Raw genomic sequence first — 24,725 nt, 5'->3', positions numbered from 1 at the left:
CCAGCCTTATCTTTACCCATCGCATCTTTACCCATAGCACCGCCAGCTTTATCTTTGCTCATTGCATCACCAGCCTTATCTTTACCCATCGCATCGCCAGCTTTATCTTTACTCATCGCAGGAGAGGCTTCAGGAGCGATTTGATTGTTGGTTGCCGGAGTGCCAGAGCAAGCAGTGAGACTGGTGGTTAAGCTTAAACCAGCAATTAAACAAAGTATTTTCCAGTTCATAGTCTTGTTTCGTCCTTTGGATAGTTCTTTTTGTATTGATTGATCAGAGGAAATTAAGCTACAAGCAGATTCATAAAGGCTATTGGGGTAAAGAAGATGCCTTCTTATAGAGGACTCCATCAGACTTTTGCTACTGATGTTTGAGTTATCCCGAACATCCAAAGTATCTCTATAAGGACTGAGAGCTTATTGAAACTAAGCCATGATTTTCATAAATTTATGCCTTGAGAAAATTTAGTTTATTCTCAGCATTTTCTCAGGTAATCATGGTAGCTCAAAGCTATAGCCTAATTTAAGTATTCTCTCAGGTAAACCTGATTCTGAAGTTAATAAACACAACTTAGCATAATTACGAATGCCTACATTGCACTGATATTATTGTGACTATAGCAGTCGTACCTAAATGATTTATGAACTTTTCTATTTCTCCTCTTGGCGCTCTTGGCGGCAACTCTTGGAGACGCTGCGCGACGGCGGTTCGTTCTTTTCACAAATCAGATAGGATTGCTATAGTACACTGTGGCGATCTAGTGCAATCATCCGAAAGCTTGACAAAAATTGGTGGCTAAGACTTTGTAGGCGATGCCTACAGTGGTCACTGAGCCTGTCGTTCGCGCAGCGTCTCGTAGAAAAGTGCGGCAAGCTACGCAATTCAATTTCTTTGTGTAATATTTTGTTAGTGAATAACCTGTGCGCTTTGATGCTTCTGATACTAATCTATGGGCGGCAGAGGAACAAAGCAGCTTTTAAGCAACTGTTGGGAATATTTATGCAAATCTCACTATCAACTAGCCAGTAGGGTGGGCAGTGTTACCCACCCAAACTACTTTAACTTGCTACTGCCTCAGCAGGGGCTGCTGAGGCAGCAGTTATGGGTAAATAAACACTAACTTTTTTACGGGTTTTGCCCTTTCTCTCAAACATTACAACACCGTCGATTAAAGCAAACAGAGTGTCATCGCTACCAATACCGACGTTGTTACCAGGGTGAAATTTGGTGCCGCGCTGACGCACGAGAATGTTTCCTGCACGTACAACTTGACCGCCATAACGCTTGACACCCAGACGTTGGGCATTAGAATCACGACCGTTGCGTGTACTACCTGTTCCTTTCTTATGAGCCATGATTTCCTCTTGTGTATCTACTTCTTTTTATTATTCAGCAGCGGTTTCAACTTCTTCGGCAGGAGTGTCATCTGCAACAGGGGTTTCCTTCTCCGGTTCTCCTTGGGCAGCAAACACTGCACCGTTAAGAGTGATGGAGTCAATCATAAGTCTGGTAATTTCTTGACGATGCCCCCGCTTTTTGCGGGTTTTCTTTTTCGGCTTCATTTTGTATACCAGGACTTTACGACCCCTGAAATGTCGCATTACAGTCCCTTCTACAGTCGCACCTGTCACTAGTGGCTGTCCAATGCTGACTTCGCCATCGTGCTGCACGAGTAATACGGAGTCTATTGTAACTTTTTCGTCTGGTTCGGTCGTAAGCAGTTCAATATCGTAAAACCGCCCTGGCTCTACTCGTATTTGTTTGCCGCCAGTTTCAATAATTGCGTAGGTCATGGAATTGTCCTTGGGGTTGCCGTACAGGTAGCTGGTTTTTATCTCCTATAGAGACGCTTTTACCAGCTTTTGTAATATGTCTACCTGATCCGAGCAGGAATTAGACAGACAATCTAATATCTTATTTTATTAACAGGTGTCAAGTCAAGCTTTCATTTACCAAAAGCCGTCATGGCTGATCACCCATCCAAAGAATGTAAGGTGCATTTACAATTCAGAATCAATGTTTTTTAGTTAAAGACTGCTTCCATCTTAGGGCTGACTTTTACAAAGTAACAGAAATATTTAGACTAAAACTTATACTTTCTTGTCAGAATCCACACATTTTTATTCTTTGTTTTAAAATTAGACTTACACGCTTAATCTAAAAGTTCTTCACAGAATTTAGGGAATCCACAGGAGTTAAATTACTACATTCAAACCTGATATTTCAAACAGGAGATGGATTGTCATGACACAGCAAAATGCTACCCGACTTTTTCAAGCCGTAAAACAAGATCAAGCATTACAGCAAAGACTCAAAGCAACAGCTGATCCAGAAGCCTTCATTAAGATTGCTCAGGAGCAGGGCTATGATTTCAACGTCGAAGAACTGGACAGTGAAATCAACAAATTGTCTGAAGAAGATTTAGCCGCCATTGTCAATCCAGGATGGGGGATTAGACGCCACATTAATCCTAGATAATTCCTGTTCTAGGAATCCGAAAGTTTAGGAACAACTGAATTGACAAGTTTTGCTCCTCTAGGGGATACCCTTGCATCATCTCCTTTAGGGGCATTCCTGTTAAACTAAGCAACTATGCTTTCCATTTCCCCAGCTGCTTAACTCATGAGTTAGGATGACTACATTTTAACAATACTCTGGACAGAATTAAGCGGCGATCGCACCGTAGGAGAGTAGTTCTAGGTAATTGGGATGATTTTTGCTCACCTCTATACAGATAGCGCATAGCGGTTACCACATAGGCTAATGATGCTTTTTTAAGAATGGTAGGTTATTCGCAAGAGGATTTACTAGCAGGGCAAGTGCGATGGCGCGACATGATAGCACCAGAATATATTGAAGCAAGCAACAGTGCGATCGCAGAACTTAAAACCAAAGGTGTGTCTCAGCCTTTTGAGAACGAATACATCCGCAAAGATGACAGCCGCGTTCCCATCCTGTTAGGTTCTGCCTTGTTAGAAAATAATCCAAACGATATTATTGGTTTTGTACTTGATTTAAGCGAACGCAAGAGCGTCTCTAAGATTTGCCATGCCGCAGGCTTTACGCTGCGTGCGCTATCCGTTGTAGCAACTGGTGAACCAGCGCACCCAAGTTGGTTTCCTTCTGTAGGCGACTGGTGTTAGCGCAGCGTTAGCGAGTCTTCTCCCAAGGGGAGACGCCAAAGGCGAACGAGCGTCACCCGAAGGGCGTTGCGTTACGCCAAAGGATAACGCACCACCTCAGATTTTAAGTGCCGTACTCTCGGCGATAACACAACGCCAGTCCGCTCAAGTGGGGAAACCCGCCCAGACGGCTGGCTCCCTTACATATACTTAGATTTTTTTACAAATCAAATTGGATTGCTATAGCTTCAGCCTGCTAGAAAAAATCCTTACTTAGTATTGTAGAAATTGCTAGAATTGGCTACCTCATAATCTCCTTGAAGGATTGAATAGTCATGATTGCTCAAAAGAATGGCAATGGCAACATCCCTCGTACTTTGTGATCCTTTGAGTCTCTGTTCCAAATAAATCTGCCAAGAAATTTCCACATCACTTTCGAGAATTGGCTTCTCAATTGCTGTAACAACACCGTCCTGCTTGGGATGAATCGAGGAAGCGCTGTACTTCCACTCATTCCTATCCTTGAGAATGATGTCAGGAGAATCACCAATCTGTAATTGGAGATGTAACTCGTTTAGACGTACCCCCTGATATATATCAAACATTCTTGATACAAGCCCTCCAGGGGTGCGTGCAGCTACTTCGATCAGAATCGGTTCTTCGCTACCTTCTTGGAGGAATAAATCAATATTGAGTACACCATTTTTGGGGTAACCGTGTTCTAAACTTTGTAACGTATCACTTGAAAATTGCCAAAGTTTATGAAATTCTGGATCTTCTTCTCTAACAATAATATTGCCGATTTGATGACCATAAATGAACTCATCATTAGGTCGATACTGCTTGCAAGCAGCAAAATAACAAGGTTGACCATTTTTTATGACAACACTTGTATTGTATAGTTGACCTGTAATAAATTCATTGAATTCAAATTCTTCATCTGAATCTACATTGCTGTCACACCAGGCTTTCAATTCATCAACAGTATGAATTCTTCTAGTTTTTTCACTTCCGGCTCCGGTAACTGGTTTGATAAAGATGTGATTGCCTAGTTCTTCTAGAACAAACTTTAAGTATGAAACTGGCTCTTTACGGTATTGCTCTTGAGCAAAAATCAGATACTTTGGCACCCGAATCAGAGAATTTTTGAGGGTAGATTTGAGGTAACTCTTATCGGTAAACTGGCGGATCATTGTTGGGCGATCGCCTGGCAGATTTAGAGCTTCACGCAACTGTGCAGCTAACAGCACTGAATACTCATCATTGGTAACAATCCGACAGTTGTCATCCAAAAGTTTATAATCAGTCTTAATCTGTTGATAGGTTTGGAGCAGATTTTGCAAATTATAAGGTTCTACAATCTGCACAAGATCCAAGTGCTGATACTGGGAGGGTATAACTTTACTAAGTCCTTCCCTACTACAGAGTAAAACTAGATTTCTATTATCTGATCGGATATGCCCAAAATCAGTTTTGCTGGCAAGCATATCATGCAGCACAAAGACAGTCTGCTTATTGCTATCTATCTTACTACTGGAAAAGGCAACTGGATTTGCCTCCTCACGGAGCATTTCTTGTACCAACTGGACAATTTCCTGTGAACATCCCCATGACAGAGTTACTCCTGACCCTCCATGTCCATAATTATAAAATACGTGTGTATTTAAAACCCTCTCTACACAAACATTTTCCTCTGTTAATGGTCGTAAACCAGTCCTAACAGGCTCCTTTTCATCTAGTGGGAGTTCTCTTAATTCCTGTAGAAACTCCAAACAGCCATCATACATCTGTCGGATAATTGGAACCTCAAGAGATAGGTCTGTATCCCATTGGTCTTGCTGCGTTAATCCTCCCAAGACCACCAAATCATCCCCTCTAGGAACTATGTAAACGATGTCTTGCTCATTTAAAGAAGATTCTTCGTGGGAAATACAATGAGCGTCTGTCACAACTCCACCGAGATTCTTAACCCTGACAAGTGCGCCCCTCAACGGATACATGGAAGTATCCCCTGTAGTTGCTATTGAACCTAGTCCAGCACAGTTAACAATTGCCTTTGCATTAAAACGACGAAGTAGTTCCTGTTCATTTTGAACTACATTGACATTAATTTTTTCCTGGATGATCTCACATCCAATATCCTTTACCTGTTGAAGTAACCACTTCATGTAGACATCCGTGTTTGTCGTCGGAGCCATGTGTTTATAAGCATCTTTTATACCTCCTTTAAAATTCAAATCAATCGTTTCTTTGACAATCTGTAAGCCTCTTTCAAATCCATCAACCTTATCCTTCAACTCATTCATTTTACGAAGTTCAGTAGGTCGATTTTCCAAAACATCTTTGAAATAGAAATACGCATCCTTCAAATAAAGTCCTGTTTCTTCTGAACCAAACTCTGCGTGTATTTTCTTGAATTTATTATACGTAGTCATACACCAGTTTTTAGAGCGTTCCAGGGATCTGGGAGCACCATGACTACCACAAACTGCTGGTGGCCATTCCCACAATGCACCTGCCACAATAGAGGTTAAATCTGGGGCAAAACGATCTGCAACAATCACAACTCTAAAACCTACCTCTCTCAGACATATCGCGGTTGTTAGACCACTTACTCCCGCCCCAATTACTAAAATGTTTACATCCTTGTCCGGCAATAGGTTACTCATTAAAGATTCTCTCGATTTTTTTTACAGTACAAAATAAATGTATTAGCTTGCCCATTAATGATATTAAATCTGGTGCTTTGTGGGTTGGCGTAGGGTTAAGAACTTATTGGAATTTGGCATTTGTTACAAACATTACTTTTAGAATTTTTTAAAAGTCTACTTAGTAATATAAAAACATGAAATATCATATTATTAGCCTATTTAACTCATGCTTAATAAGGTTTTAAAGCTACTCCTTAAGGTTTAAATAATTTTTTCCTCGTATTTATTGAGTTTTCAAAGCTACTGTTAGAAATAATAATAATTACTTTTGTATATATTGTTATTCTTTATAAATAAAGTAATTACTAATAAAACAGTTAAGATACTTCAAAAACTTCAGTATCTAGAAAAATTAGCTGGAAAAATAAGGGTTTCAGCCAATATTTTTGAGGCTGGAGAGCGCGAGTAGTCGCGCTCACAGGAAAGTCCATCCAGAACCGGGGTAAATGAGCAGCAAATCATCAGCTGATTTCGGCGGATTGCGTTTCCTAGTTCAAATGAAGGGCTGATAAAGCTTCTGGAAAATTTTTGAATTACTGAAATTGCCGATTTTCCCCACTCCTTTGCCTCTGTCAAGACTAGAATTAGAATTGACGTGACGTTCTCTAATAGCCAAAGTGTCAGAATCTCTGCCATTGCGCGATCGCTATCTTGCCTTAATCGATGAAATTGTCGAAACCACCCTCAAGGGCAAAATTAGCTCTGTTGATATGGTGTATCAAATGCTGCTTAAAGGAATTACTTCCGGTACAGGGGAAGTCTTTGAGCTAGCTTTGAGCGATCGCCTGAATGCTCTCCAAAGCCAAGTAGATAGTGAAAAAGATGAACTCAAGAAAGGCAAGGCGACTCGGAGTTTGAGAGCCATTAAAACCATTCAAAGTCAATGGCAACGCTGGCAAGAGCAAAATAAAGCCACAGAAGCGATCGCCTCCGCAGTTACAGAAATTACCACATCTGCGGCAGACGATCGGCTGGCGGTATTTTTACGGGTTACTGACCCCAATCAGAAGTATCCGCTAAATTTGCAACAGCTACAGCAATTGTCAAAAGCATTACAGCAATTTGCTCAGGCAGATGCTGATTTAGAACAATTTTCTGAAGGTATTACCCGTGGTTTAGCTTCTTGGCAGCGATTGCAAGATAACTTGCTCAGTTGGATGTACGAACAAAAAGAATCTTTAGGATTTGGCGGCGTACCCGGAGAACGTGGCCCTTGGGCAAGTTGGGCTAAACAACTCAATAGTGAGTTACCCCAAGCACTGCTTCGCACCTTGGCTATGGAAGAATCGGCAATTGAGTTTGCCCAGCGACAACGGGGAATCACCCTCAGAGATTGGGTGGAAATGGCATTGATTTTACAGTACTTGCAACGGGGACTAATTAACTGGTTTGACCAACAAGCTTACGATGTTAAAGCCGGGCCAAAGTTGTCCATTTCCACTTTTTTGACCTTTGCAGTGATTTGGAGTCAGTTAGCAAGTGGTTTTGGCAGCATTGGGACAGTATACGGCGATGCCTGTTCTCAAATTATGCTCCAGATTTTGCGAACCTTTGCCCAGCGTCCGTATTTTCCCTTTTACGGCGGGATTTTTGCCTCTTTTACTGGCACTTATTTGCGAGATACCCTAGATTATTTGGATGAACCGCTGCGACAAGGCGAGGGAACCCAGGAAAAGGCGCGGATTTTGACCCTTTTAGGCTATTCTCAGCGTGCTTTAGGGCAATATCAGCGCTCACTTGATTTTCATCAGCAGGCGCTGGAGATCGCCAGGAATGCAAGCGATCGCCCCTGTGAAATTGCCAATCTCAACCACCTCAGCCGTACTTACGTGCAACAGCAAAATTATGCTGAGGCAATCAATTACAGTCAACGAGCATTAATACTGAGTCGGCAAGCAGGCGATCGCACAGGAGAAGCCAACGCGCTGGTAAATTTAGGTTACAGCGAAGTCATGCAGGCTCAGGAATTGGAAAATCTAGAACCCGAAACCTATGAAGCCGCAATTAATTATTTGGAACAAGGTTTAAAATTATCAGAAAAATTAGGTGATATTCAAAGTAAAGCCTTATGTGTCAGCAGCTTAGGAATTGCTTATTTAGTAATTGGACAACACCAAAGTGCAATTAAATATCTCGAAGATGGCTTTAAAACAGCGCAAGTTTCCGGTGATTTGTATCTGCAAGGGCGGAACTTAGCTTATTTGGCAGAAGCTTATTATCATCTACAAAATTCTGAAAAAACTGTTTACACAGGCTGCTTGGGAATGTATCTTTTAGAGCAAATTGCTTCTAGTGAGTGGCGTCAACCGGCAGGGTTATTGACAATTTTACAAGGACAAATAGGGGCAGAAGCTTTCCAAAAGTTCTTACAGCAACATCGCCCTAAAATTATTGCAGTTATTGGTGTAGATGGGTATGATCACATTCCACAATTATTAGAAGAATACAAACAAGATATGTAAACTAGTAATTTGATTCAGGTTTAAGAAATGAGACATTAACTCGTTCCCAGTCTGCGACTGGGAATGCCCCTCATTGAGGCTCTGCCTCCCTTACTTGCGCCTCTGCCGCAATGAGCAGCATTTCCAGCCAGAGGCTTGAAGATAAGGGTTTGAAAAGAGAAGCACGAAATGCGATCGCTTAACTTTCAATTGACGGGCAATTTATCGATCATGTCCGCAAAATTATTCGATTTTTTTAAATAGCCTAAATTAGCACTATAAATCATTACAGTTCAGTTAAGGATTTTTTCTTCTCTTCCTTTGCGTTCTTCTCTACGAGACGCTACGCGAATGCGTCCTTCTCTGCGAGACGCTGCGCGATGGCGGTACCCCGCGGGAAGCCGCTCCGCGTCTACGTTAAAAAAACTAACTTTGATAAAGAGTCAAGCCTGAACCCAAGAATATTGTTACACAGACACCTGAATTCTGCTGTATATTCAGGAAGTTTGCTTCTTTTCTCTTTGGTAAGCTTGCAATAGATATTCACCATTGAAATGAATCAGGTGAGTTGAATCTTCAGCAACCCAAACATCCGTTTCCCAAGCAATCTCTGCCAGATATGCCACCATTGCCTTACGACTGAGAAATGTTGTTATCATCACCAGAGGTATTTGGGTATCTCTGAATAAGACTTCAAGTTCCTTCTTCCGTTTAGGATTAATTGGGCCATGTGAGGTTACAGCTTCAATCAGCACCAACCAGTTATTTGTTGTGAAGTGAATGATCACATCTGGCATTTTGCCGTGAGAATCGATGTTAACCCCCAAATCTACCAATGCTGCTTCATCGAAGTGGGCAAATTTTTCATCTGTATCGCCAACATAGATGAGCTTTGCACTAGGAGTAAAACGAGGGGCAAAATCATTAATAATTTTTTCAATCAGAATATTCTGACCACCTGCCGATAAAGTTTTAATTTCTCCTGCAATTACTATCGGAATACGGGACATTTCACGTTCTTGAGCATACTGCTTTTTCAGAGTTTCAACCGAAGCAAGGTAGGTGTGAATGCTCTTTTCCCATTCGTCAGTACCGTAGGTTCGTAATAGTTCGAGCGCACTGTTTTCAATTTGATATACAGTTTTGGGACTGTTGATAGGGCGACTTAAATCATCTGGATTAGCAACTATCAGAGCTGCATCCAGAAATTGATGTACTGTCTGGCGGCGAACTGTTTCCCGTGTGTTGGGCTTATAGGTTTTGCCATAATGTTGAGCCATAAAGTCCATCATCGGCGTAATTCCCATCAAAGGGGAAGTTACTAATTGCCAAGAGTCTGTCGGTTTTAAGTCAAGCAATGCCAGGAGGGTTAAAGCTGACCGTTCGTTAAGCTGTGCTCGTGGAAAGCCCAATTGTGTCAAGATTTGCAGTGCTTCATCAATTCGAGACTTAGTTGTAATTGGATTATTATCTGACTGATTCAACATACTCAGTAGCTGATTTTCTATGAGTTCATCAATTTCCCGCAAAGAAGGAAACTGCTCTTTAATCGCTGTCCCTAAGGACAATAGCTGATCCAAATTAGGGTACTTTAATTTTCGCAAATCTGTTGCATTTACCTGAGTATGCCCATTAAACAATCGAAAAAAAGAATCAACTAGGGTTGAATTGAGATAAACAGTAAGCCCACAAGCCAAGGTAAGGTTAAGTCCCTGCCCATCTTTGTGAAAGTAATTCAAGTGATTTTCAAAGCCAACATAGGCATAATTAAATTGGTTGGCATTATAAACCACTGCAACAACACGCCTTTTCTCTTCTTTCGATGAGAATCTTTTGCATAAGACATAATGTTCATTTGGTATTAGAAGATTCGCTGTTTCTTCTATATGCACTATCGCTTGAGGCTTTTTGGTGATTTTTGGATACTCTACATATCCATTCGATAAATTCACCGGATAAATTAAAGGAACGCTATTGTTTTCTGGATTTGTCCTTAAGTAATCTTTTGCTCGGAAATCTACTACCCGTCCGGTTGAAACTGTTAGCCCTAAATCTTTCAACGTGCAGGTGAAAAGTTCCATTCGCTGAACGATTTGCTGGCTAATCTTATCTGGAATAATATGAATAAACTGCTCTATATCATCGGGGTGAACTAAGTCAAAATATGGTGCAGAGTGTGACATGATCAAGTCATCATTAGTACCAGAACTGGTATTGATGATGACGCTGCTAGACTTTTGCCTTTGTTTTGTAGCTTGGATGATGATAGTTTCCTGTAAAACATCATCGTCACTAAATGCTTCTTGCCGCGACTCAAAAAGATGTACTTGTTGTAAAGCCATCATCTCTAAAAACATCTTGCGAAAGTCACGGAAATAAGGCCCATTGCAAAAACTGCGCGGTGTAATTGCTACAAACTCCCCACTTGGTTTTAGAAGTTGGGCTGTAGCAGCCATAAAACCAGTATAAAGATTGCTAGTCTCCAAACCGATGGAACGCAGCAATTCGCGCACCTTGGAATCAGCATTGATTTTCAAATAAGGCGGGTTGAGAATAGCATGAGTAAATTCTGTTGCGTTTGCACTATTCAATAAACCAACCTGAAGCAGCCTGACTGCATCTTCGATAAAATCAGTCTCACGAATTTCGTAATTGAAGGAAATACCCACATGTTCACATTCCCTCTCACATAGCTCTAGAGTCTGATGCAAATATCCAATTAGAAGAGGGTCAATTTCGTATGCTATAACGCGCAAACTTGATGTGTGTTGTTGATGCTGGCATACTTTTGCCACAAAAGCGGCTAGTAATGAACCGATTCCTGCTCCAGCATCAAGCAAGGATATTTCAGGCAAATCCAGCCTATTAAACATTCCAGCCATCAATTCTGCTACTGAAGCGGGAGTCAGAAACTGACCCATCGACCCTTTTTTGTCTTGCCTTAGCTTTGAACTTACTACAGCCCGGCGAAGATCCACTTCTGCAAGCAAGTTTCCACTTGATAGTTTTGCGAGGCTGGTAAAGCTCAAACTACTGTTATGACTTGCTACGAAGGCTCTACTGCTTGATGGGACGCTCACGGTCTGTTTTTTTAATTGCTATCAAGTTTACAACAACTTTACAGCATCCTTATGCCTGAAGCAGATTACGTTTGCGATCGCGTTGTGCAAAACCTTAGTACAGTTTTGCGTAAGTTCGTAGCATTTTTAATGCATCAGCTTGCATTAACAATACAAACCGACGCATTAACAATGCAAGCTGATGCATTAACAATACAAGGCGATGCATTGACATTGCAGGGTATTACCAGATTTAATTCGCTGCAAATTAATGAAATGCTGTAGTTAGTAATTTTGAGACTTCTCAAGCGATGCTAACTGCTCTAATAACTGACGTACTGACAACATAGGGATTGATGAACTTGAAAACTCTTGCGTTTTGTATGTTATATGTGCCTTTACAGTTAAATAAATTACTTTTAAACCGCAGAGGCACAGAGAGCGCTGAGAGGATGTCTGAAAAGTGTACCAAAAATATAATTTGTCATTCTGAGCATAACGAAGTGGAGCGAAGAATCGCAATTTACCCTGGGTTGATGAGATGCAACACTTGGCTATCGCTTCCAGCATGACATTTTTAACTTCTCAGACATCCTCTGAGAAAAAACAAGAGATTTTACGAGTCATCTTGAAAGGGCTAGTCCTAGTAATAACCGAAAAAACCGTGCGTTCATAAATTTTAGCGATCGCTCCACAGCTTAACGAATCGCAACAGTCTCTATCCAACACAGATAACACTCCCCTCAAGTATATTTTCCAGCAGAACTCCATATTCAGCTTGCTTATTTAAATGAACTGTGGTAATTTCATTGTAGTTTAAACAACTGTAAACAGATTGATTTACCGTAGTTTATTTGATAGTATCACTATTCTAGTTAAGAAATTTGTTGTTACTAAGTAGTTTAAAATCTGATATCAGGTAATTAGTAACGTATTTACGGTTATCAGCTAAAAGTTATTTGTAGCGTTGTCCACTGGACATTGATTGAACAATACGTATTTGCAGCGGTAAAAACTGCGATCGCCTATTGAGCCATAACCATAAATCATTTGTTGTCCGCTAGTTTAATGGTGAAGCGATGTCTATACGACAAACCTTGACGCTCCCACCAGTAGTGATGCAGCACTGTCTACCTAATCCATACGTAGGAGTTGAAAATTATGGTGCAAACTTCTCTCGTCCGCCCCAGCAATCCCTTTCAACTACCGACCTTCGTCTCTATTGAATCGGAGCGTCGCCATCGCCAAGAACGCTTGGCAGCAGCCTTTCGGGTATTTGCACGTTTAGGTTTTGCTCAAGGATTGGCAGGACACATCACTGCCCGTGATCCCGAACTTACCAATCACTTTTGGGTCAATCCCTTTGGGATACATTTCAGTCGCATTCGGGTATCAGACCTGATACTAGTGAATAGTGAAGGTCAGGTAGTCCAAGGTGAAGGCAAAGTAAGTCAAGCAGCGTTTGCCATTCACTCTCAAATTCATGAAGCCCGCCCTGATGTCATCGCAGCGGCTCATGCCCATTCCTTCTACGGCAAAACTTGGTCATCTTTGGGTCGGTTGCTCGACCCGATTACCCAAGATTCCTGTGCTTTCTACCAAGATCATGCTCTATTTGATGATTTTACAGGCATTGTATTGGAGACAAGTGAAGGAAAACGCATTGCTCAGGGACTAGGCAAAAGCAAAGCTGCGATTTTACGCAACCACGGAATATTGACTGTGGGACACAGTGTGGATGAAGCCGCTTGGTGGTACATCAGGTTAGAGGATACTGCTAAGGCGCAATTGCTAGCAGAAGCCGTAGGAAAACCCATCCTGATTGACCACGACATCGCCTTAAAAATACAACAACGCGGTGGTACTCACCAAGCAGGCTGGGGTGGATTCCAGTATTTGTGGGATGAAATTACCCACGACCAACCAGACTTATTTGATTAGGTATTGGGCATGGGGCACTTGTACTGAGTGAACGCAAGAGCGTCTCTAAGAGTTGCCGTAAAGCCTGCGGCATAGCTACGCTTAGGGCGCAGCCTCTCCAAGAGTTGTATTGGGCATTGGGCATTGGTTATATCTGCTTATCCTCCTTGTCCCCTTGTCCTCTCATCCCCACTCCCCAACATTTTCAGGAGAATTAATTATGCCAGTTGAATTTATTGGATTGATCCGGACAAAACCAGCTTCGGAATTAAATAGTGCAGCAGGTAGTCTGGGCGATGACATCATTGATCCAGCCTATGTTCGTGAATTTGCCAAAGCCCATGAAGAAGGAGGTTTTGACAAAGTATTGATTGGCTATAGTTCTAGTAGCCCTGATGGCTTGACTATTGCTAGTTTCGCAGCTTCAGCAACCGAGCGATTGGGCTTTTTGATTGCTCATCGTCCGGGTTTTGTGGCTCCAACTTTGGCAGATCGCAAGGCAGCTACCCTTGACCATTTTACCAACGGTCGGATAGCAATACATATTATTACTGGTGGCAGTGATGCTGACCAGCAGAAAGATGGCGACTGGCTGGATCATGACAGCCGCTACCGCCGCACCGATGAATATTTAGAAATCCTTCGTCGCATCTGGACAAGCGACACTCCCTTTGATTACGAAGGTGAATTTTACCGCCTCAAGGATGCTTTCTCGGCGATCAAGCCGCTGCAAAAGCCCCACATCCCGCTTTACTTTGGTGGTGCATCTGGCCCAGCTGTACAGGTAGGAGCTAAACACAGTAATGTCTATGCCTTGTGGGGTGAGCCAATTGCCGCAGTTAAAGAACGAATAGCAGAGGTACGTGCTGCCTTACCACCCGGTCGTTCCGTTCGCTTCAGCGTCTCCCTGCGACCTATTCTTGGTGCTACAGAACAACAGGCTTGGGAGAAAGCACATAGCATTTTAGCGCGAATTCAAGACTTGCGAGCAGGGGCGAAAATAGCTGCCCCAGCTAGACCCCAGGCGGTAGGGTCACAACGTCTCCTAGATTTTGCAACCAAAAATGAGGTTTACGATAAGCGTCTATGGACACCGATCGCAGCAGCTACTGGTGCGGCAGGCAACACTACAGCTCTAGTGGGTACACCAGAACAAGTAGCAGAGGCTTTAGTTGATTATTATGATGCGGGTGTGACTACCTTGTTAATCCGGGGCTTTGATCCCCTAGAGGATGCGATCGCTTATGGGCGTGATGTCATTCCTTTAGTACATGCAGAAGTCGCACGGCGAGAACGGCAAACAGTTGGAGTCAGGATTTAATAATCATGGTACAAAAATCTGCGTCTACTAGAACTGTTAAATTAATCACAGTTGATACGGCACTAGCAGCTGCTAAAGCTGCTTTAAAAGAAAGCCGCAGTCAGGGAGTTGGCGTATCTATTGCTGTTTACAACTCGTTTTTGACTCTGATTGCCTTTGTGCATGGTGATGGGGCAACTCCCCATAGCATCGAAACCAGCAAACGCAAAGCCCAAACCGCTGCTTCAATCCGCCGCCCCACTGGGACATTCTCAGATAACCTAGCAGTGGCATTACCCTTAGCATCTGGAAATTTGTTAACCAATCTTGGGGATGGTCTGCCTATCCGTTTTGGTGGCGTGCATGTGGGAGCCATTGGCGTCGGTGGTGGCACTGTTGAGCAGGATATCGCGATCGCTAAAGCAGCTATTGGTGGGATCGGTGCTGACCCCATTGATTAACCATAGAGTTGAATAGACATCTCATAAATTAAATATAGCTTATCCAGAACCCTTGTAGAGACGTAGCAGTGCTATGTCTCTTTTTTCACCAGATGTCTAATTCGATTTTTTAAAAAAATCATGCATACTCCTTCAACTATTATCCAGTGCATAAACTAACCAACACTCAACAATAAGACGGCTATTCAAAACTGGATAATCATTTTTAAGCAAAGGGCTAAGGATATTTTTTACAATCTGGAAAAATTAATTTATAATCATTATCTTTAAAGAGTTAGCCCAAATTTCAAAATATTTTCGGCTATTTTGATAGCAGATTTCATAACATTCAACACTTTTGCATAGATGATTTTAAAACTTGATAGATATGGGCGATCGCTTTGACGAATCTTCATGAATAACTAATTGACATTTAGTATAAAGTATGGCAATAGATACTTAAGAACAGAAAAATAACCGCACTCTAAAGCGCAAATTTTTGGTGTTGTCTCAGCAGCAGAATTCCTAGTTTCCTGCCGAGCTTCGTGTCATCCCTTCGACTGAATATTCAGCCCAATGTCAAGTTAACTGATTGACTAGACTTTCAACGGGAAGACAAGATGTTTGAGTAGATTTTCAGGGGAAAGGATGACGCAAAACTTGCTAGGAAACTAGGAATTCTACGGCTGAGACTTAAACCAAAGGAAAGCGACGGTAGAGAGCTTTATCGCAGAAAAGTACTTTTTGAGTATAAATTATTCGTGTAAAGTTCTGCTACTGATAGATGTATGATTTGTTGAAGCTGTCCAGTTCACCAAAGAATACTGGATATATTACAATGCCACACGCTAATCAATCTTCCAAAAAACAAACAAGCCAGAAGCTACCTCTAGTTTCCATTTATTGGGATTATCAAAACACTAAATTAAGTCCATCTCAGGCTAAGTCATTGCTGAATTTAGCCCAATCTAAAGGGCGTGTAAGTAGCATAAATGTCTACTACAATTCACAGCGTGAAGATCAAGCTACTGTAAAGAATGATTTAGGCAATCTTGGTTTGAACTGTGTTAATGTTCCCTGTCCTTTAAAAAATAGTGCAGATAACCAATTAATAGCCGATTGCTTAGAGGAGATTCACAGTAATATGTCTCCAGATAAAATTATGCTCATATCAGGAGATGGAGACTTTGTAAAATTGGTTCATAATCTGCAAAAATTAGGAAAACAAGCTATCATCCTTGCTCAAATAGGTAATGTAAAACAAAAGCTTAAAGAATTGGCTGATGAATTTTACTTTTTAGATGATTTACCCCAATTAATTAGTGAGAAAAATCAGCCTCAAATTATTTCTGTTGTGTCCCAAATTAATTACAATGAGGCTATAGAGTATCTAATTGAAGCTATCAACACTGCCTTAAGCCAAGGTAAGCCTACCGTATTTTGTTGCATTGATAAATTGATGCGTCAACTTTGTGCCAAATACCAAGGATGCTCATCTATTTATACATCTGATGGCAAAAAATTTAAAAATTTTAGCAAGTTTATTGATGTTGCTGTAAAGGATGGCAAAGTCCGAAAGCAAAATCAGGAGTTATTTTTAACTGAGTTAGATATACTAACTGCCTAAAATAGCTTTGAAAAACCCAGTTTTTTACTCAACTGGGTTTTATCAAGACACCGCAAATTCGGTTTTTTGCTGTCTGAATAAAATCACATTTGTATAATTTCCCAACAGTCAATTTATGCAACAAGATACAAGATAAAAATGCACAAACTTCTGATATTCCATGATGAAAAACTTCTCCGCCGTTCGCTTACTCACCGTTCTTATGTCCATGAAAACCCTGGAGAAGGGGAACATAACGAACGCTTAGAGTTTCTCGGTGATGCTTTGCTGAATTTCTTAAGTGGTGAGTATCTATATAATTGTCACGCAGAAATGGGAGAAGATGAATTAACGCGGCGGCGTTCGGCGCTGGTAGATGAGAAGCAATTGGCAAAGTTCGCTGAGGAAGTAGGTTTAGACTTTCGGATGCGGTTAGGAAAAGGCGCTATTCGAGACGGAGGCTACCAAAATCCTAATTTGCTCAGTAGCACCTTTGAAGCAGTTCTTGGTGCTTACTATTTGGATAAAAATTCAGATATTGATGCAGTTCGCGCAATTATAGAACCACTATTTGATTCTGTAGATCCTAAGCATATAGTTGTGTCTCGTTCTAATGTAGACTCAAAAAATCGCTTTCAAGAATGGGTGCAACGTAACGTTACCCCAACTCCTCCTAAATATTTCACAGAACACATAGGAGGCCCTTCTCACGCGCCAGAATTCATAGCAAAAGTATTGGTAGATGGAACAATTTACGGGGAAGGTAAAGGACGCAATAAGAAAGATGCAGAGAAAGCTGCTGCTGAGGATGCGCTAGCTAAGTTGAAAAAACAAGGTTTATTGTAAAAATGTTTTTTGATTTCACGCAGAGATGCAGAGAAAAATTTTACGTCTTGGCGCGAAATCAACTCTCTATTTCTAAAGGCAAAATGACGGTAAAGGTAGAACCAACTCCCACTTCAGATACTAAGTTCATTGTACCTTGTAGTAGTTTCACCAAGCGGGAAACGATCGCTAATCCCAATCCTGTGCTATCAGGGAGATAGGGACGATCGCTAAAACTGACGCGAAAGTAGGGTTCAAATATCTGGGCTTGGTTTTCGGGTGCAATGCCAATTCCAGTGTCACAAACTGCGATCGCCCATCTCTGGTTCTCTAACACCTGACACATTATAATAACAGTCCCCAACTCTGTATAGCGAATCGCATTACTGATAAGATTTGTAGCAATTTGTTGGAATTGAAAAGAATCTGTGATTAATTCTTTGGGAACGCGATCGCAATCTACTACGATTTTTAAATTTTTCCCAGCAGCTAAAGGTTCCAACATTTCACACACATTATTGATTAATTCACGCACATCAGTGGATGCTAGGTGGAGCTTTATCTGTCCTGCGTCATACCGCGAAAGTTCTAATACATCATTGATCAGGTGGAGTAATTGTCTACCATTGCGTAGTACCCGCTCAATATGTTCTAAATTGGCAGAGGTATCATTCACCTGTGTCTTTCGTCGTTGTTGGCGTAAAAACAGATCCGAGTAACCAATAATGGAAGTTAGAGGATGTTTCAATTCGTGGACTAGTTGCGAAAGATACTCTTGATTGGCGCTAATCAAGCGTGTTAGTTCCTGATTATGGAGTGTTAGTGATGACTGCAACTGCTGTAATTCTCGCAACCGCTCCTCAACATAACTCTTGAAACACCGAGCGATCGCTTCGTCTATCATAGCGTCAATCAAACGCATAGAACGAATTATCTCTACAGGTGTTCCGTTCAATAAATCTGGTTGTATAGCATCAAATATTACTGTTCGTAGCAAATGATATTCTCTAGCAATTTCTGCTGGATCAAAACCTTGTTCAGCTCGAATAGCCCCATGCTGAAAACTGGCAGTAACTATTGACTTAATATCATTATCCTGATATTTTGAAAGCACCGTTACCATTGCTTTCAAAACATCAGGGATATGATCCTTTACGGCTGTATAAGATAGGTCATCAGCACTTTCAATCCGTCTATCCTTGCGAACTGTTGCAATCCATTTATCTATGATGGTGTCCGTTTTTTCAGCCAGTACTTGACTAAAATCCATTTTGTTAAATTCAGCTAAGAGATAGATGAGTAAACTTCCATATGCAATTAGTTTAGCGAGTGCAGTGGTCTTCTACCAAATTTAGTGATTTAGCTCACCTACCAAAAGAAATAGATTTTATTTTTTATTTACTGACTTAACTATCTGTATATAAAACTTCTAAATAATATAATAACATTTATTAATAAATGTTAACCAAGCAGGTAACCAACTTTGATGCCTGACTCGAGTATTGTTGTTTAACTGTGCAATGAGTTTACTCACAACACAGCTAAAATTCTAAAAAATTATAAATTTTATTAATTACCGAAAAGCAAAGGTAAGCACTTGATTTAAGTATTGAAATAAACAACACTTATCATAATACAGTTGGCTTTTACTCAGCATTGATGTTATATTGTTGAGAACTAGTATCTATTAGAGTAAGTCAGCCTAATCCAGCGTGTGACAGTGCATAACCCTGGAGCGGAGGAACCAAATTGTGGGGCGTATCTCAGAGAAAGTGAAAAGTTGAGAGTGAGGAGTTAGAAGTTATTAATATTTAACTCATAACTCATAACTCATAACTTTCTTCAGAAGGGCATCTCTCAGCCCTAGCCCGTCAGCTAACTTCGTAGGCATTGAGAGGAGACTGAAGAGACGGCATTTTTATAATGTTCCGATCTCATCGGTGTCCAAGGCTGGTACTGCTCGGATTTTTTGTACCTGCACTTAAATCTGTTGAGGTCGTAAATGATATTTCAACTGAATTTGGCTGCGATCGCAGCGATCGCAGGGCAAGCTGCTTGGAAAAAGGCAAAACCTGTCATCCTTAAAGATGTCTTCTTTCTACCTGTATTGGGCTTGTTGGGAATAATTGTGCTGTGGTGGATTGTTGCACTTGCCAACCATGAATTGATGCCCACCCCACCAGAAGCGCTAGTTGCTAATCTAGACTACATCTTAAATCCCTTCTACCAAAGAGGCCCCGGCAACTTGGGAATTGGTTGGTTGTTGATCGCAAGTCTGCGCCGGGTATTATTAGGCTTTTTGTTAGGTGCGGTAGTAGCGATTCCTCTGGCGTTTCTAATTGGCATGTCCAGACCGGCAATGCTAGCACTCAATCCGCTCATTCAAATTTTTAAACCCGTATCGCCCCTAGCTTGGCTGCCCATCGCCTTAGCTATTTTCAATTTAGCAGATCCTTCCGCCATTTTTGTCATCTTTATTACCTCCTTATGGCCGACAATTATTAATACCGCCTTAGGAGTTTCTAGCGTTCCCAAAGATTATTTAGATGTGGCACGAGTGCTAGAAATGCCCCGTTGGCGACGAATTACAAAAATCATCTGGCCTGCAAGTTTGCCGTATATTTTTACAGGTTTACGAATTAGTTTAGGGATAGCTTGGCTAGTAATCGTAGCGGTGGAAATGCTTACAGGCGGTATTGGTATCGGCTTTTTTGTCTGGGATGAATGGAGTCGCTTAAACCTGAGTTCAGTCTTTTTAGCTGTGTTGATAATTGGCTTAACTGGGTTAATTCTAGATTACGCTGTGGGCAAAATCCAAGAATTAGTAACTCGCCGCCCTACAGCTTCTAACTGATTAAATTTTTTCGGATCAAAATGCTAAGACGCTTTAACTTTGCGCCTTGGCGTTAGCCTATCTTACAACCAAATTAATCACCAATGGAGCTACAAGAATGGGTGATAATAACTGGACTCGACGAGACTTTATGAAAGGAATAGGAGCAACCACAACGGGAGTAGCGCTGTCCTCCTGTGGAATTTCAGGAGATAGATCCGCCAAAGGACTAACTGAAGAAGCCTTAGCTGTACAGCCTGTAGTTAGATCACAAGACCTAGAAAAATCCGAGATCACGGTTGGTTACGTTCCCGTTAATGATTGTGCGCCATTTGCGATCGCCTGGAAAAAAGGCTTCTTCCGCAAATATGGTTTGAACGTCACACTCAACCGCGAAGCCAGTTGGGCCACCTCCCGTGACGGTCTAATTTTTGGTTGCCTAGATGCTTCACCCGTAGTATCTGGTGCAGTCACCAACGCCAGAATTGGTGCTGAAGGCGCACGCCACGCCCCCTTGTGTGCAGCCATGACCATTCACCGCCACGGTAACGCCATGACCATGAACAAAGCCATGTGGGATTTTGGGCTGCGTCCGTGGTACGAGTATCAACAAAAATATGGTGATGGTGCTTTGGAAGCCTTTGGGCGCGATTTCCGCGGCTACTTTGACCAGCAGCCGCCAGAACGCAAAGTTTGGGCAGTTGTTCTAAGTTCTGCCATTTACGAATACTTTGTCCGCTACATATCTGCCGCCGCTGGTGTTGATCCGCTAAAAGAGTTTCGCGTTATCATCGTTCCGCCGCCCCAAATGGTAACAAACGTGCGGATTGGTGCAATGCAAGCTTACATGGTTGCAGAACCCTGGAATACAAGGGCAATAACAGGTAATGAAAACATCGGCTTTACCTTCGCGCAAGGCAAAGAAGTCTGGTTGGGACACCCAGATAGACTGTTGGGGGTGATGGAATCTTTCATCGACAAATATCCCAAAACCTATCGTTCACTAGTCAAGGCGATGATTGAAGCTTGCCAGTATTGCAGCAAAGTAGAAAACCGCCAAGAAGTAGCCGAACTAATTACAGACCGTTCCTTTACAGGTGCAAGACCTAAAAATAAAGATGCCCCAATAGCAAAGTTTACCAGTCCGGGAATTCTCGGCAACTACAACTATGGCGGCTTTGATGGCAAAGACCGCACCGTCAAAGCCGCTGACACCACGATTTTCTTCGATATTCCTGACAATCTTCCCAAACAGCCAGGAGAACACTCCACATTTTTGTGGAGATCAAGAAGTATCTGGTTGATGACACAAGCAGCGCGGTGGGGACAAATTAAGAAATTTCCCAAAAATGCTGAAAAACTAGCTGCACAAGGTTGGAGAACAGATTTATATCGGGAGATAGCATCTGAAATGGGCATCAAATGTCCCAAGGATGATTACAAGGTCGAACCACCAGAAGTATTTATAGATAAGAAAGGCTTCGACCCCAGCGATCCTGTGGGTTATCTGAATAGTTTTGCCATCAGGGCTAATGCTCCCACTAACTTTTTCATGTCTTAAATTCCAAGTTCAAATATTGACTGATGACTAAATTCTTTCCGGAGCATTTGATGATGGAATATACCTCATTACCTATTAATACCCAGACTGAAGTTCTGCCCCGCCCTGGATTTTTAGAAATTGAAAATTTAGTCAAGTCTTATCCGACACCTGATAAAGATAACTTTGTCGTTTTAGATGGGGTTAATCTGACGATTGGTGAAGATGAATATATTTCTGTAATTGGTCACTCAGGTTGTGGAAAATCAACTTTGCTGAAGATAGTAGCTGGGTTAGAAAAAGCCACTTCCGGCTCAGTTCGGCTAGATGGACAAGAAATTCGTCAGCCAGGAGCCGAAAGGATGGTGGTATTTCAGAACTATTCGCTGTTACCTTGGTTAACAGTACGAGAAAATATCCGTTTAGCCGTGGATGAAGTGTTAAAAAATGCTAATCGGGCTGAAAAAATTAGCATTGTAAATCAGCACTTGGCAATGGTAAACTTGACGGCGGCGGCTGACAAATATCCTGATGAAATTTCTGGAGGTATGAAACAACGAGTAGGTATTGCCAGAGCTTTAGCAATTCAGCCCAAAATGTTGCTGATGGATGAACCTTTTGGGGCACTAGATGCACTAACTCGTGGCAAATTGGAGCGGCAAGTATTAGATATTTGGGAAAATAATCGGCAAGCAGTGATGATGATTACCCACGATGTAGATGAAGCAATTTATATGTCCGATCGCATCGTATTGATGACCAATGGCCCAGCTGCTAGTATAGGGGAGATATTGGAAGTTCCTTTTGAGCGTCCACGCGATCGCGCCGCTATGCAAAACTCACAAGAATATTTTGAATTCCGCAACTACGCCTTAAATTTCCTTGATCGATATTTTGCCCAAGACGAGTAAATTAGATTATCATTTTTTTTAGTGGGTAGCCTAATTCAAATTCATGAAAGCTGGATTTGGAACGGAGGAACCAATGTTTGGGGCTAATCTTACGAGAGACACCTTCCAGTCTTAGCCCGTCAGCTAACTCCGTAGGCAATGGAAGGAACCCCCAAGACTTTGGCTGTAATACAGTTATTATTGGGGTTTCCTTGACTAATTTCAGATTTGAGATTTTGGTTATCGTCACTCAATCTAAAATCCAAAATCGTTCGACTGAGCGACTTGCCTTGAGGGAAGCCGAAAGGAGCCGAAGTCCAAAATCCAAAATTTGTCGCCCTGCTTCTCATTGTTAATTCATTTCATTGGGAGAAGTAAAGCTGTGCAAATCAAGCCAATGTTAGCACGTCTGCAAAGTGCCACAGGTCGAAATGACTTAATTGAACAAATGGTACTATTGCCAGAACCAAAAAAATCTTTTTCTAAAAACCCTCAAAAAGCAAAAGCAGTTAATTTAATTGTTGCCTATGACGCATCTCCTAACAGTCATACGGCACTAGATATTGCTTTCTGGATTGCCCATCAAACGCGTTTAGCCACCAATGCACAAGTTACAGTTGAAGCCGTTTATGTGCTAGAAGACAATCAAAGCAGCCAGTATCCAAATATCTTGAGTTTTCCAATACAACAGCCTTCATTAGAGTGTCAAGTCAGTGAAGTATCAAAGTCTGTCACACTGGTATTAACTCAACCCCAATTGCAGACAGTAGTAACTCCCGTGCAACAAGCAGATATAATTCTTTGGCAAGCCCGGAGTCTGGCTGAAGAATGGCAGGGTTCCTTCAAATCTCATTTGCGGTTTGGCTGCATTTCCACAGAACTTAAGAAAGTTGTTGAATCAGAAGCTGCCGATATTCTGTTTCTCGGTTGCCAATCTATTAATCATCCGATGATTGAGGCATTAGGTTCTAATTTCCCCTGCGCCGTTTTGGGTATTCCCAGTTGTATTGATGAATAATCGCTGTTTAGAATTTCAGTAATTTTTATCAGGTTGTAATCAATATATAAGTCACCTATAACTAGGTGGCTTTTTTACTACTATGTAACCAATTAAATTTCGGGAGGAGTCCAACCAAACAGAAAAGCATTACGATCGACGCGGTTGTAAGCTTTAGCAACAGATGGTAAATTGGTATAAGGACGAATATACCAATTCTTTGTGAAACTGCACAAAACAAGCTTAGTGAGACGAACAAGGGGCAAAATCCCCTTGTTCTGGAGCTACTCCAGAGGTAATCGGTATAACTCCTCAGTTTTCACTAATGTTGAATGAGGTGTAGCACATCGCGCAGGACGCTATAGCCGGCTAAATCCCACAGTAAATAGGCAAGAAAGCCAATAGCTGCCAAGCGACCATTCCAAATTTCGGCTTGAGGAGTAAAGCCAAACAGAAAAGCATTGCGATCTACGCCGTTGTATGATGCTGCAACAGGTGGTAAATCAGTAGAAGGCCGAGTTTCTTGAGTTGCCATTTGTTTCTCCAAAATTTAGTAGCTTTTTAGGTGTTTAATTTCTATCTAGTAGCCAATCAGATGTAAGACGTCACGCAGGACGCTATAGCCGGCTAAATCCCACAGTAGATAGGCAAGAAAGCCAATAGCTGCCAAGCGACCGTTCCAAATTTCGGCTTGAGGAGTAAAGCCAAACAGAAAAGCATTGCGATCTACACCGTTGTATTCTGTTGCAACAGCTGGTAAATCAGTAGAAGGACGAGTTTCTTTAGTTGCCATTTGTTTCTCCAAAATTTAGTAGCTTTTTAGGTGTTTAATTTCTATCTAGTAGCCAATCAGATGTAAAACGTCACGCAGGACGCTATAACCGGCTAAATCCCAAAGTAAATAGGCAAGGAAGCCAATGATTGCTAAACGACAGTTCTAGATTTCGGCTTGAGTGTCCAGCCAAACAAAAAATAATTGCGATCGCAACCATTACCTTCTGTTGCAATTACTGACAAATCTCTGTCTGGAAGAACAAGTTG

At 41.7% G+C, this 24,725-nt stretch carries 21 protein-coding genes, 4 pseudogenes and 2 riboswitches; of the genes and pseudogenes, 13 read left to right on the top strand and 12 right to left on the bottom strand.

The window, feature by feature from the left end; translation table 11 throughout:
- The 3 genes and pseudogenes from V7K49_RS03745 to rplU form a co-directional block, all read right to left on the bottom strand.
- A pseudogene (locus tag V7K49_RS03745) lies at positions 1–230 on the bottom strand (hypothetical protein); the annotation flags it as partial.
- An 828-nt stretch (positions 231–1,058) separates the two neighbouring features.
- A complete protein-coding gene (gene rpmA / locus V7K49_RS03735; protein ID WP_334874941.1) occupies positions 1,059–1,355 on the bottom strand; it encodes a 50S ribosomal protein L27 in 297 nt (98 codons plus the stop codon).
- A 30-nt stretch (positions 1,356–1,385) separates the two neighbouring features.
- The gene (gene rplU, locus V7K49_RS03730) at positions 1,386–1,793 is read right to left on the bottom strand and encodes a 50S ribosomal protein L21 (RefSeq protein ID WP_334721929.1); all 408 of its coding nucleotides are present in this window, start codon (positions 1,791–1,793) and stop codon (positions 1,386–1,388) included.
- A gap of 451 nt (positions 1,794–2,244) precedes the next feature.
- On the opposite strand from rplU, the gene V7K49_RS03725 reads away from it, so the two are divergent.
- Together V7K49_RS03725 and V7K49_RS03720 are read left to right on the top strand one after the other, a co-directional pair.
- Positions 2,245–2,478, top strand: a complete 234-nt coding sequence (locus V7K49_RS03725) for a Nif11-like leader peptide family natural product precursor (RefSeq protein ID WP_334874944.1) — start codon at positions 2,245–2,247, stop codon at positions 2,476–2,478.
- Between the two features lie 293 nt (positions 2,479–2,771).
- Positions 2,772–3,143: pseudogene (locus V7K49_RS03720) on the top strand (PAS domain-containing protein); the annotation flags it as partial.
- A gap of 248 nt (positions 3,144–3,391) precedes the next feature.
- On the opposite strand, the gene V7K49_RS03715 reads toward V7K49_RS03720, so the two are convergent.
- On the bottom strand, positions 3,392–5,791 hold the full coding sequence (locus tag V7K49_RS03715; RefSeq protein WP_335204561.1) for an FAD-dependent oxidoreductase: 2,400 nt from the start codon (positions 5,789–5,791) through the stop codon (positions 3,392–3,394).
- A 659-nt stretch (positions 5,792–6,450) separates the two neighbouring features.
- Here V7K49_RS03715 and V7K49_RS03710 point away from each other — a divergent pair.
- Positions 6,451–8,295, top strand: a complete 1,845-nt coding sequence (locus tag V7K49_RS03710; protein ID WP_335204560.1) for a tetratricopeptide repeat protein — start codon at positions 6,451–6,453, stop codon at positions 8,293–8,295.
- A 476-nt stretch (positions 8,296–8,771) separates the two neighbouring features.
- On the opposite strand, the gene V7K49_RS03705 is transcribed toward V7K49_RS03710, so the two are convergent.
- A complete protein-coding gene (locus tag V7K49_RS03705) occupies positions 8,772–11,354 on the bottom strand; it encodes a BsuBI/PstI family type II restriction endonuclease (RefSeq protein WP_335204559.1) in 2,583 nt (860 codons plus the stop codon).
- 51 nt (positions 11,355–11,405) lie between these two features.
- Here V7K49_RS03705 and V7K49_RS03700 point away from each other — a divergent pair, with 51 nt between their 5' ends.
- From V7K49_RS03700 to V7K49_RS03685, 4 genes are all read left to right on the top strand, one after another.
- Positions 11,406–11,618 carry a hypothetical protein gene (locus tag V7K49_RS03700; RefSeq protein WP_335204558.1) on the top strand — a complete coding sequence of 71 codons (213 nt, stop codon included), beginning with the start codon at positions 11,406–11,408 and terminating at the stop codon, positions 11,616–11,618.
- A gap of 876 nt (positions 11,619–12,494) precedes the next feature.
- Positions 12,495–13,274 (top strand): class II aldolase/adducin family protein, encoded by a 780-nt coding sequence (locus V7K49_RS03695; protein WP_335204557.1) that lies wholly within the window; start codon positions 12,495–12,497, stop codon positions 13,272–13,274.
- Positions 13,275–13,473: 199 nt separating this feature from the next.
- Positions 13,474–14,574 carry an LLM class flavin-dependent oxidoreductase gene (locus V7K49_RS03690; RefSeq protein WP_335204556.1) on the top strand — a complete coding sequence of 367 codons (1,101 nt, stop codon included), beginning with the start codon at positions 13,474–13,476 and terminating at the stop codon, positions 14,572–14,574.
- Between the two features lie 5 nt (positions 14,575–14,579).
- The gene (locus V7K49_RS03685) at positions 14,580–15,014 is read left to right on the top strand and encodes a GlcG/HbpS family heme-binding protein (protein ID WP_335204555.1); all 435 of its coding nucleotides are present in this window, start codon (positions 14,580–14,582) and stop codon (positions 15,012–15,014) included.
- A 135-nt stretch (positions 15,015–15,149) separates the two neighbouring features.
- Here the strand turns inward: V7K49_RS03685 and V7K49_RS34510 are convergent.
- Positions 15,150–15,251, bottom strand: a pseudogene (locus tag V7K49_RS34510) (IS4 family transposase); the annotation flags it as partial.
- A gap of 580 nt (positions 15,252–15,831) precedes the next feature.
- On the opposite strand from V7K49_RS34510, the gene V7K49_RS03680 reads away from it, so the two are divergent.
- Both V7K49_RS03680 and rnc read left to right on the top strand, forming a co-directional pair.
- The gene (locus V7K49_RS03680; RefSeq protein WP_335204554.1) at positions 15,832–16,620 is read left to right on the top strand and encodes an NYN domain-containing protein; all 789 of its coding nucleotides are present in this window, start codon (positions 15,832–15,834) and stop codon (positions 16,618–16,620) included.
- A 138-nt stretch (positions 16,621–16,758) separates the two neighbouring features.
- A complete protein-coding gene (gene rnc / locus V7K49_RS03675; protein WP_273763274.1) occupies positions 16,759–17,445 on the top strand; it encodes a ribonuclease III in 687 nt (228 codons plus the stop codon).
- Positions 17,446–17,503: 58 nt separating this feature from the next.
- On the opposite strand, the gene V7K49_RS03670 is transcribed toward rnc, so the two are convergent.
- On the bottom strand, positions 17,504–18,694 hold the full coding sequence (locus tag V7K49_RS03670; protein ID WP_335204553.1) for a sensor histidine kinase: 1,191 nt from the start codon (positions 18,692–18,694) through the stop codon (positions 17,504–17,506).
- A 419-nt stretch (positions 18,695–19,113) separates the two neighbouring features.
- Positions 19,114–19,329: riboswitch (cyclic di-AMP (ydaO/yuaA leader) on the top strand.
- 97 nt (positions 19,330–19,426) lie between these two features.
- Between V7K49_RS03670 and ntrB the strand changes: the two genes are divergently transcribed.
- The 3 genes from ntrB (at position 19,427) to V7K49_RS03655 (ending at position 22,708) form a co-directional block, all read left to right on the top strand.
- The gene (ntrB, locus tag V7K49_RS03665) at positions 19,427–20,278 is read left to right on the top strand and encodes a nitrate ABC transporter permease (protein WP_335204552.1); all 852 of its coding nucleotides are present in this window, start codon (positions 19,427–19,429) and stop codon (positions 20,276–20,278) included.
- Between the two features lie 97 nt (positions 20,279–20,375).
- Entirely contained in the window at positions 20,376–21,818 is a 1,443-nt protein-coding gene (locus V7K49_RS03660; protein WP_335204551.1) for an ABC transporter substrate-binding protein, read from the top strand.
- Positions 21,819–21,871: 53 nt separating this feature from the next.
- Positions 21,872–22,708 carry an ABC transporter ATP-binding protein gene (locus V7K49_RS03655; RefSeq protein ID WP_335204563.1) on the top strand — a complete coding sequence of 279 codons (837 nt, stop codon included), beginning with the start codon at positions 21,872–21,874 and terminating at the stop codon, positions 22,706–22,708.
- 17 nt (positions 22,709–22,725) lie between these two features.
- A riboswitch (cyclic di-AMP (ydaO/yuaA leader) is annotated at positions 22,726–22,861 on the top strand.
- Here V7K49_RS03655 and V7K49_RS03650 read toward each other — a convergent pair.
- Positions 22,828–23,037, bottom strand: a complete 210-nt coding sequence (locus V7K49_RS03650) for a hypothetical protein (protein ID WP_335204550.1) — start codon at positions 23,035–23,037, stop codon at positions 22,828–22,830. It overlaps the preceding riboswitch by 34 nt.
- A gap of 47 nt (positions 23,038–23,084) precedes the next feature.
- Between V7K49_RS03650 and V7K49_RS03645 the strand changes: the two genes are divergently transcribed.
- Positions 23,085–23,705 (top strand): universal stress protein, encoded by a 621-nt coding sequence (locus V7K49_RS03645; protein ID WP_335204562.1) that lies wholly within the window; start codon positions 23,085–23,087, stop codon positions 23,703–23,705.
- A 92-nt stretch (positions 23,706–23,797) separates the two neighbouring features.
- Here V7K49_RS03645 and V7K49_RS34505 read toward each other — a convergent pair whose 3' ends face one another.
- From V7K49_RS34505 to V7K49_RS03625, 4 genes and pseudogenes are all read right to left on the bottom strand, one after another.
- Entirely contained in the window at positions 23,798–23,950 is a 153-nt protein-coding gene (locus V7K49_RS34505) for a hypothetical protein (protein WP_442948634.1), read from the bottom strand.
- Positions 23,951–24,006: 56 nt separating this feature from the next.
- Entirely contained in the window at positions 24,007–24,219 is a 213-nt protein-coding gene (locus tag V7K49_RS03635) for a high light inducible protein (RefSeq protein WP_273763292.1), read from the bottom strand.
- A gap of 45 nt (positions 24,220–24,264) precedes the next feature.
- The gene (locus V7K49_RS03630; protein WP_334874964.1) at positions 24,265–24,477 is read right to left on the bottom strand and encodes a high light inducible protein; all 213 of its coding nucleotides are present in this window, start codon (positions 24,475–24,477) and stop codon (positions 24,265–24,267) included.
- A 45-nt stretch (positions 24,478–24,522) separates the two neighbouring features.
- Positions 24,523–24,701 (bottom strand): annotated as a pseudogene (locus V7K49_RS03625) (high light inducible protein).
- Positions 24,702–24,725: the final 24 nt, after the last annotated feature.

Source organism: Nostoc sp. (assembly GCF_036919675.1).
In the GTDB taxonomy this organism is placed as follows: Bacteria; Cyanobacteriota; Cyanobacteriia; order Cyanobacteriales; family Nostocaceae; genus Nostoc.
Note: the sequence above shows the minus strand (reverse complement) of the source record. Positions and strands in the feature narration are given on the sequence as shown.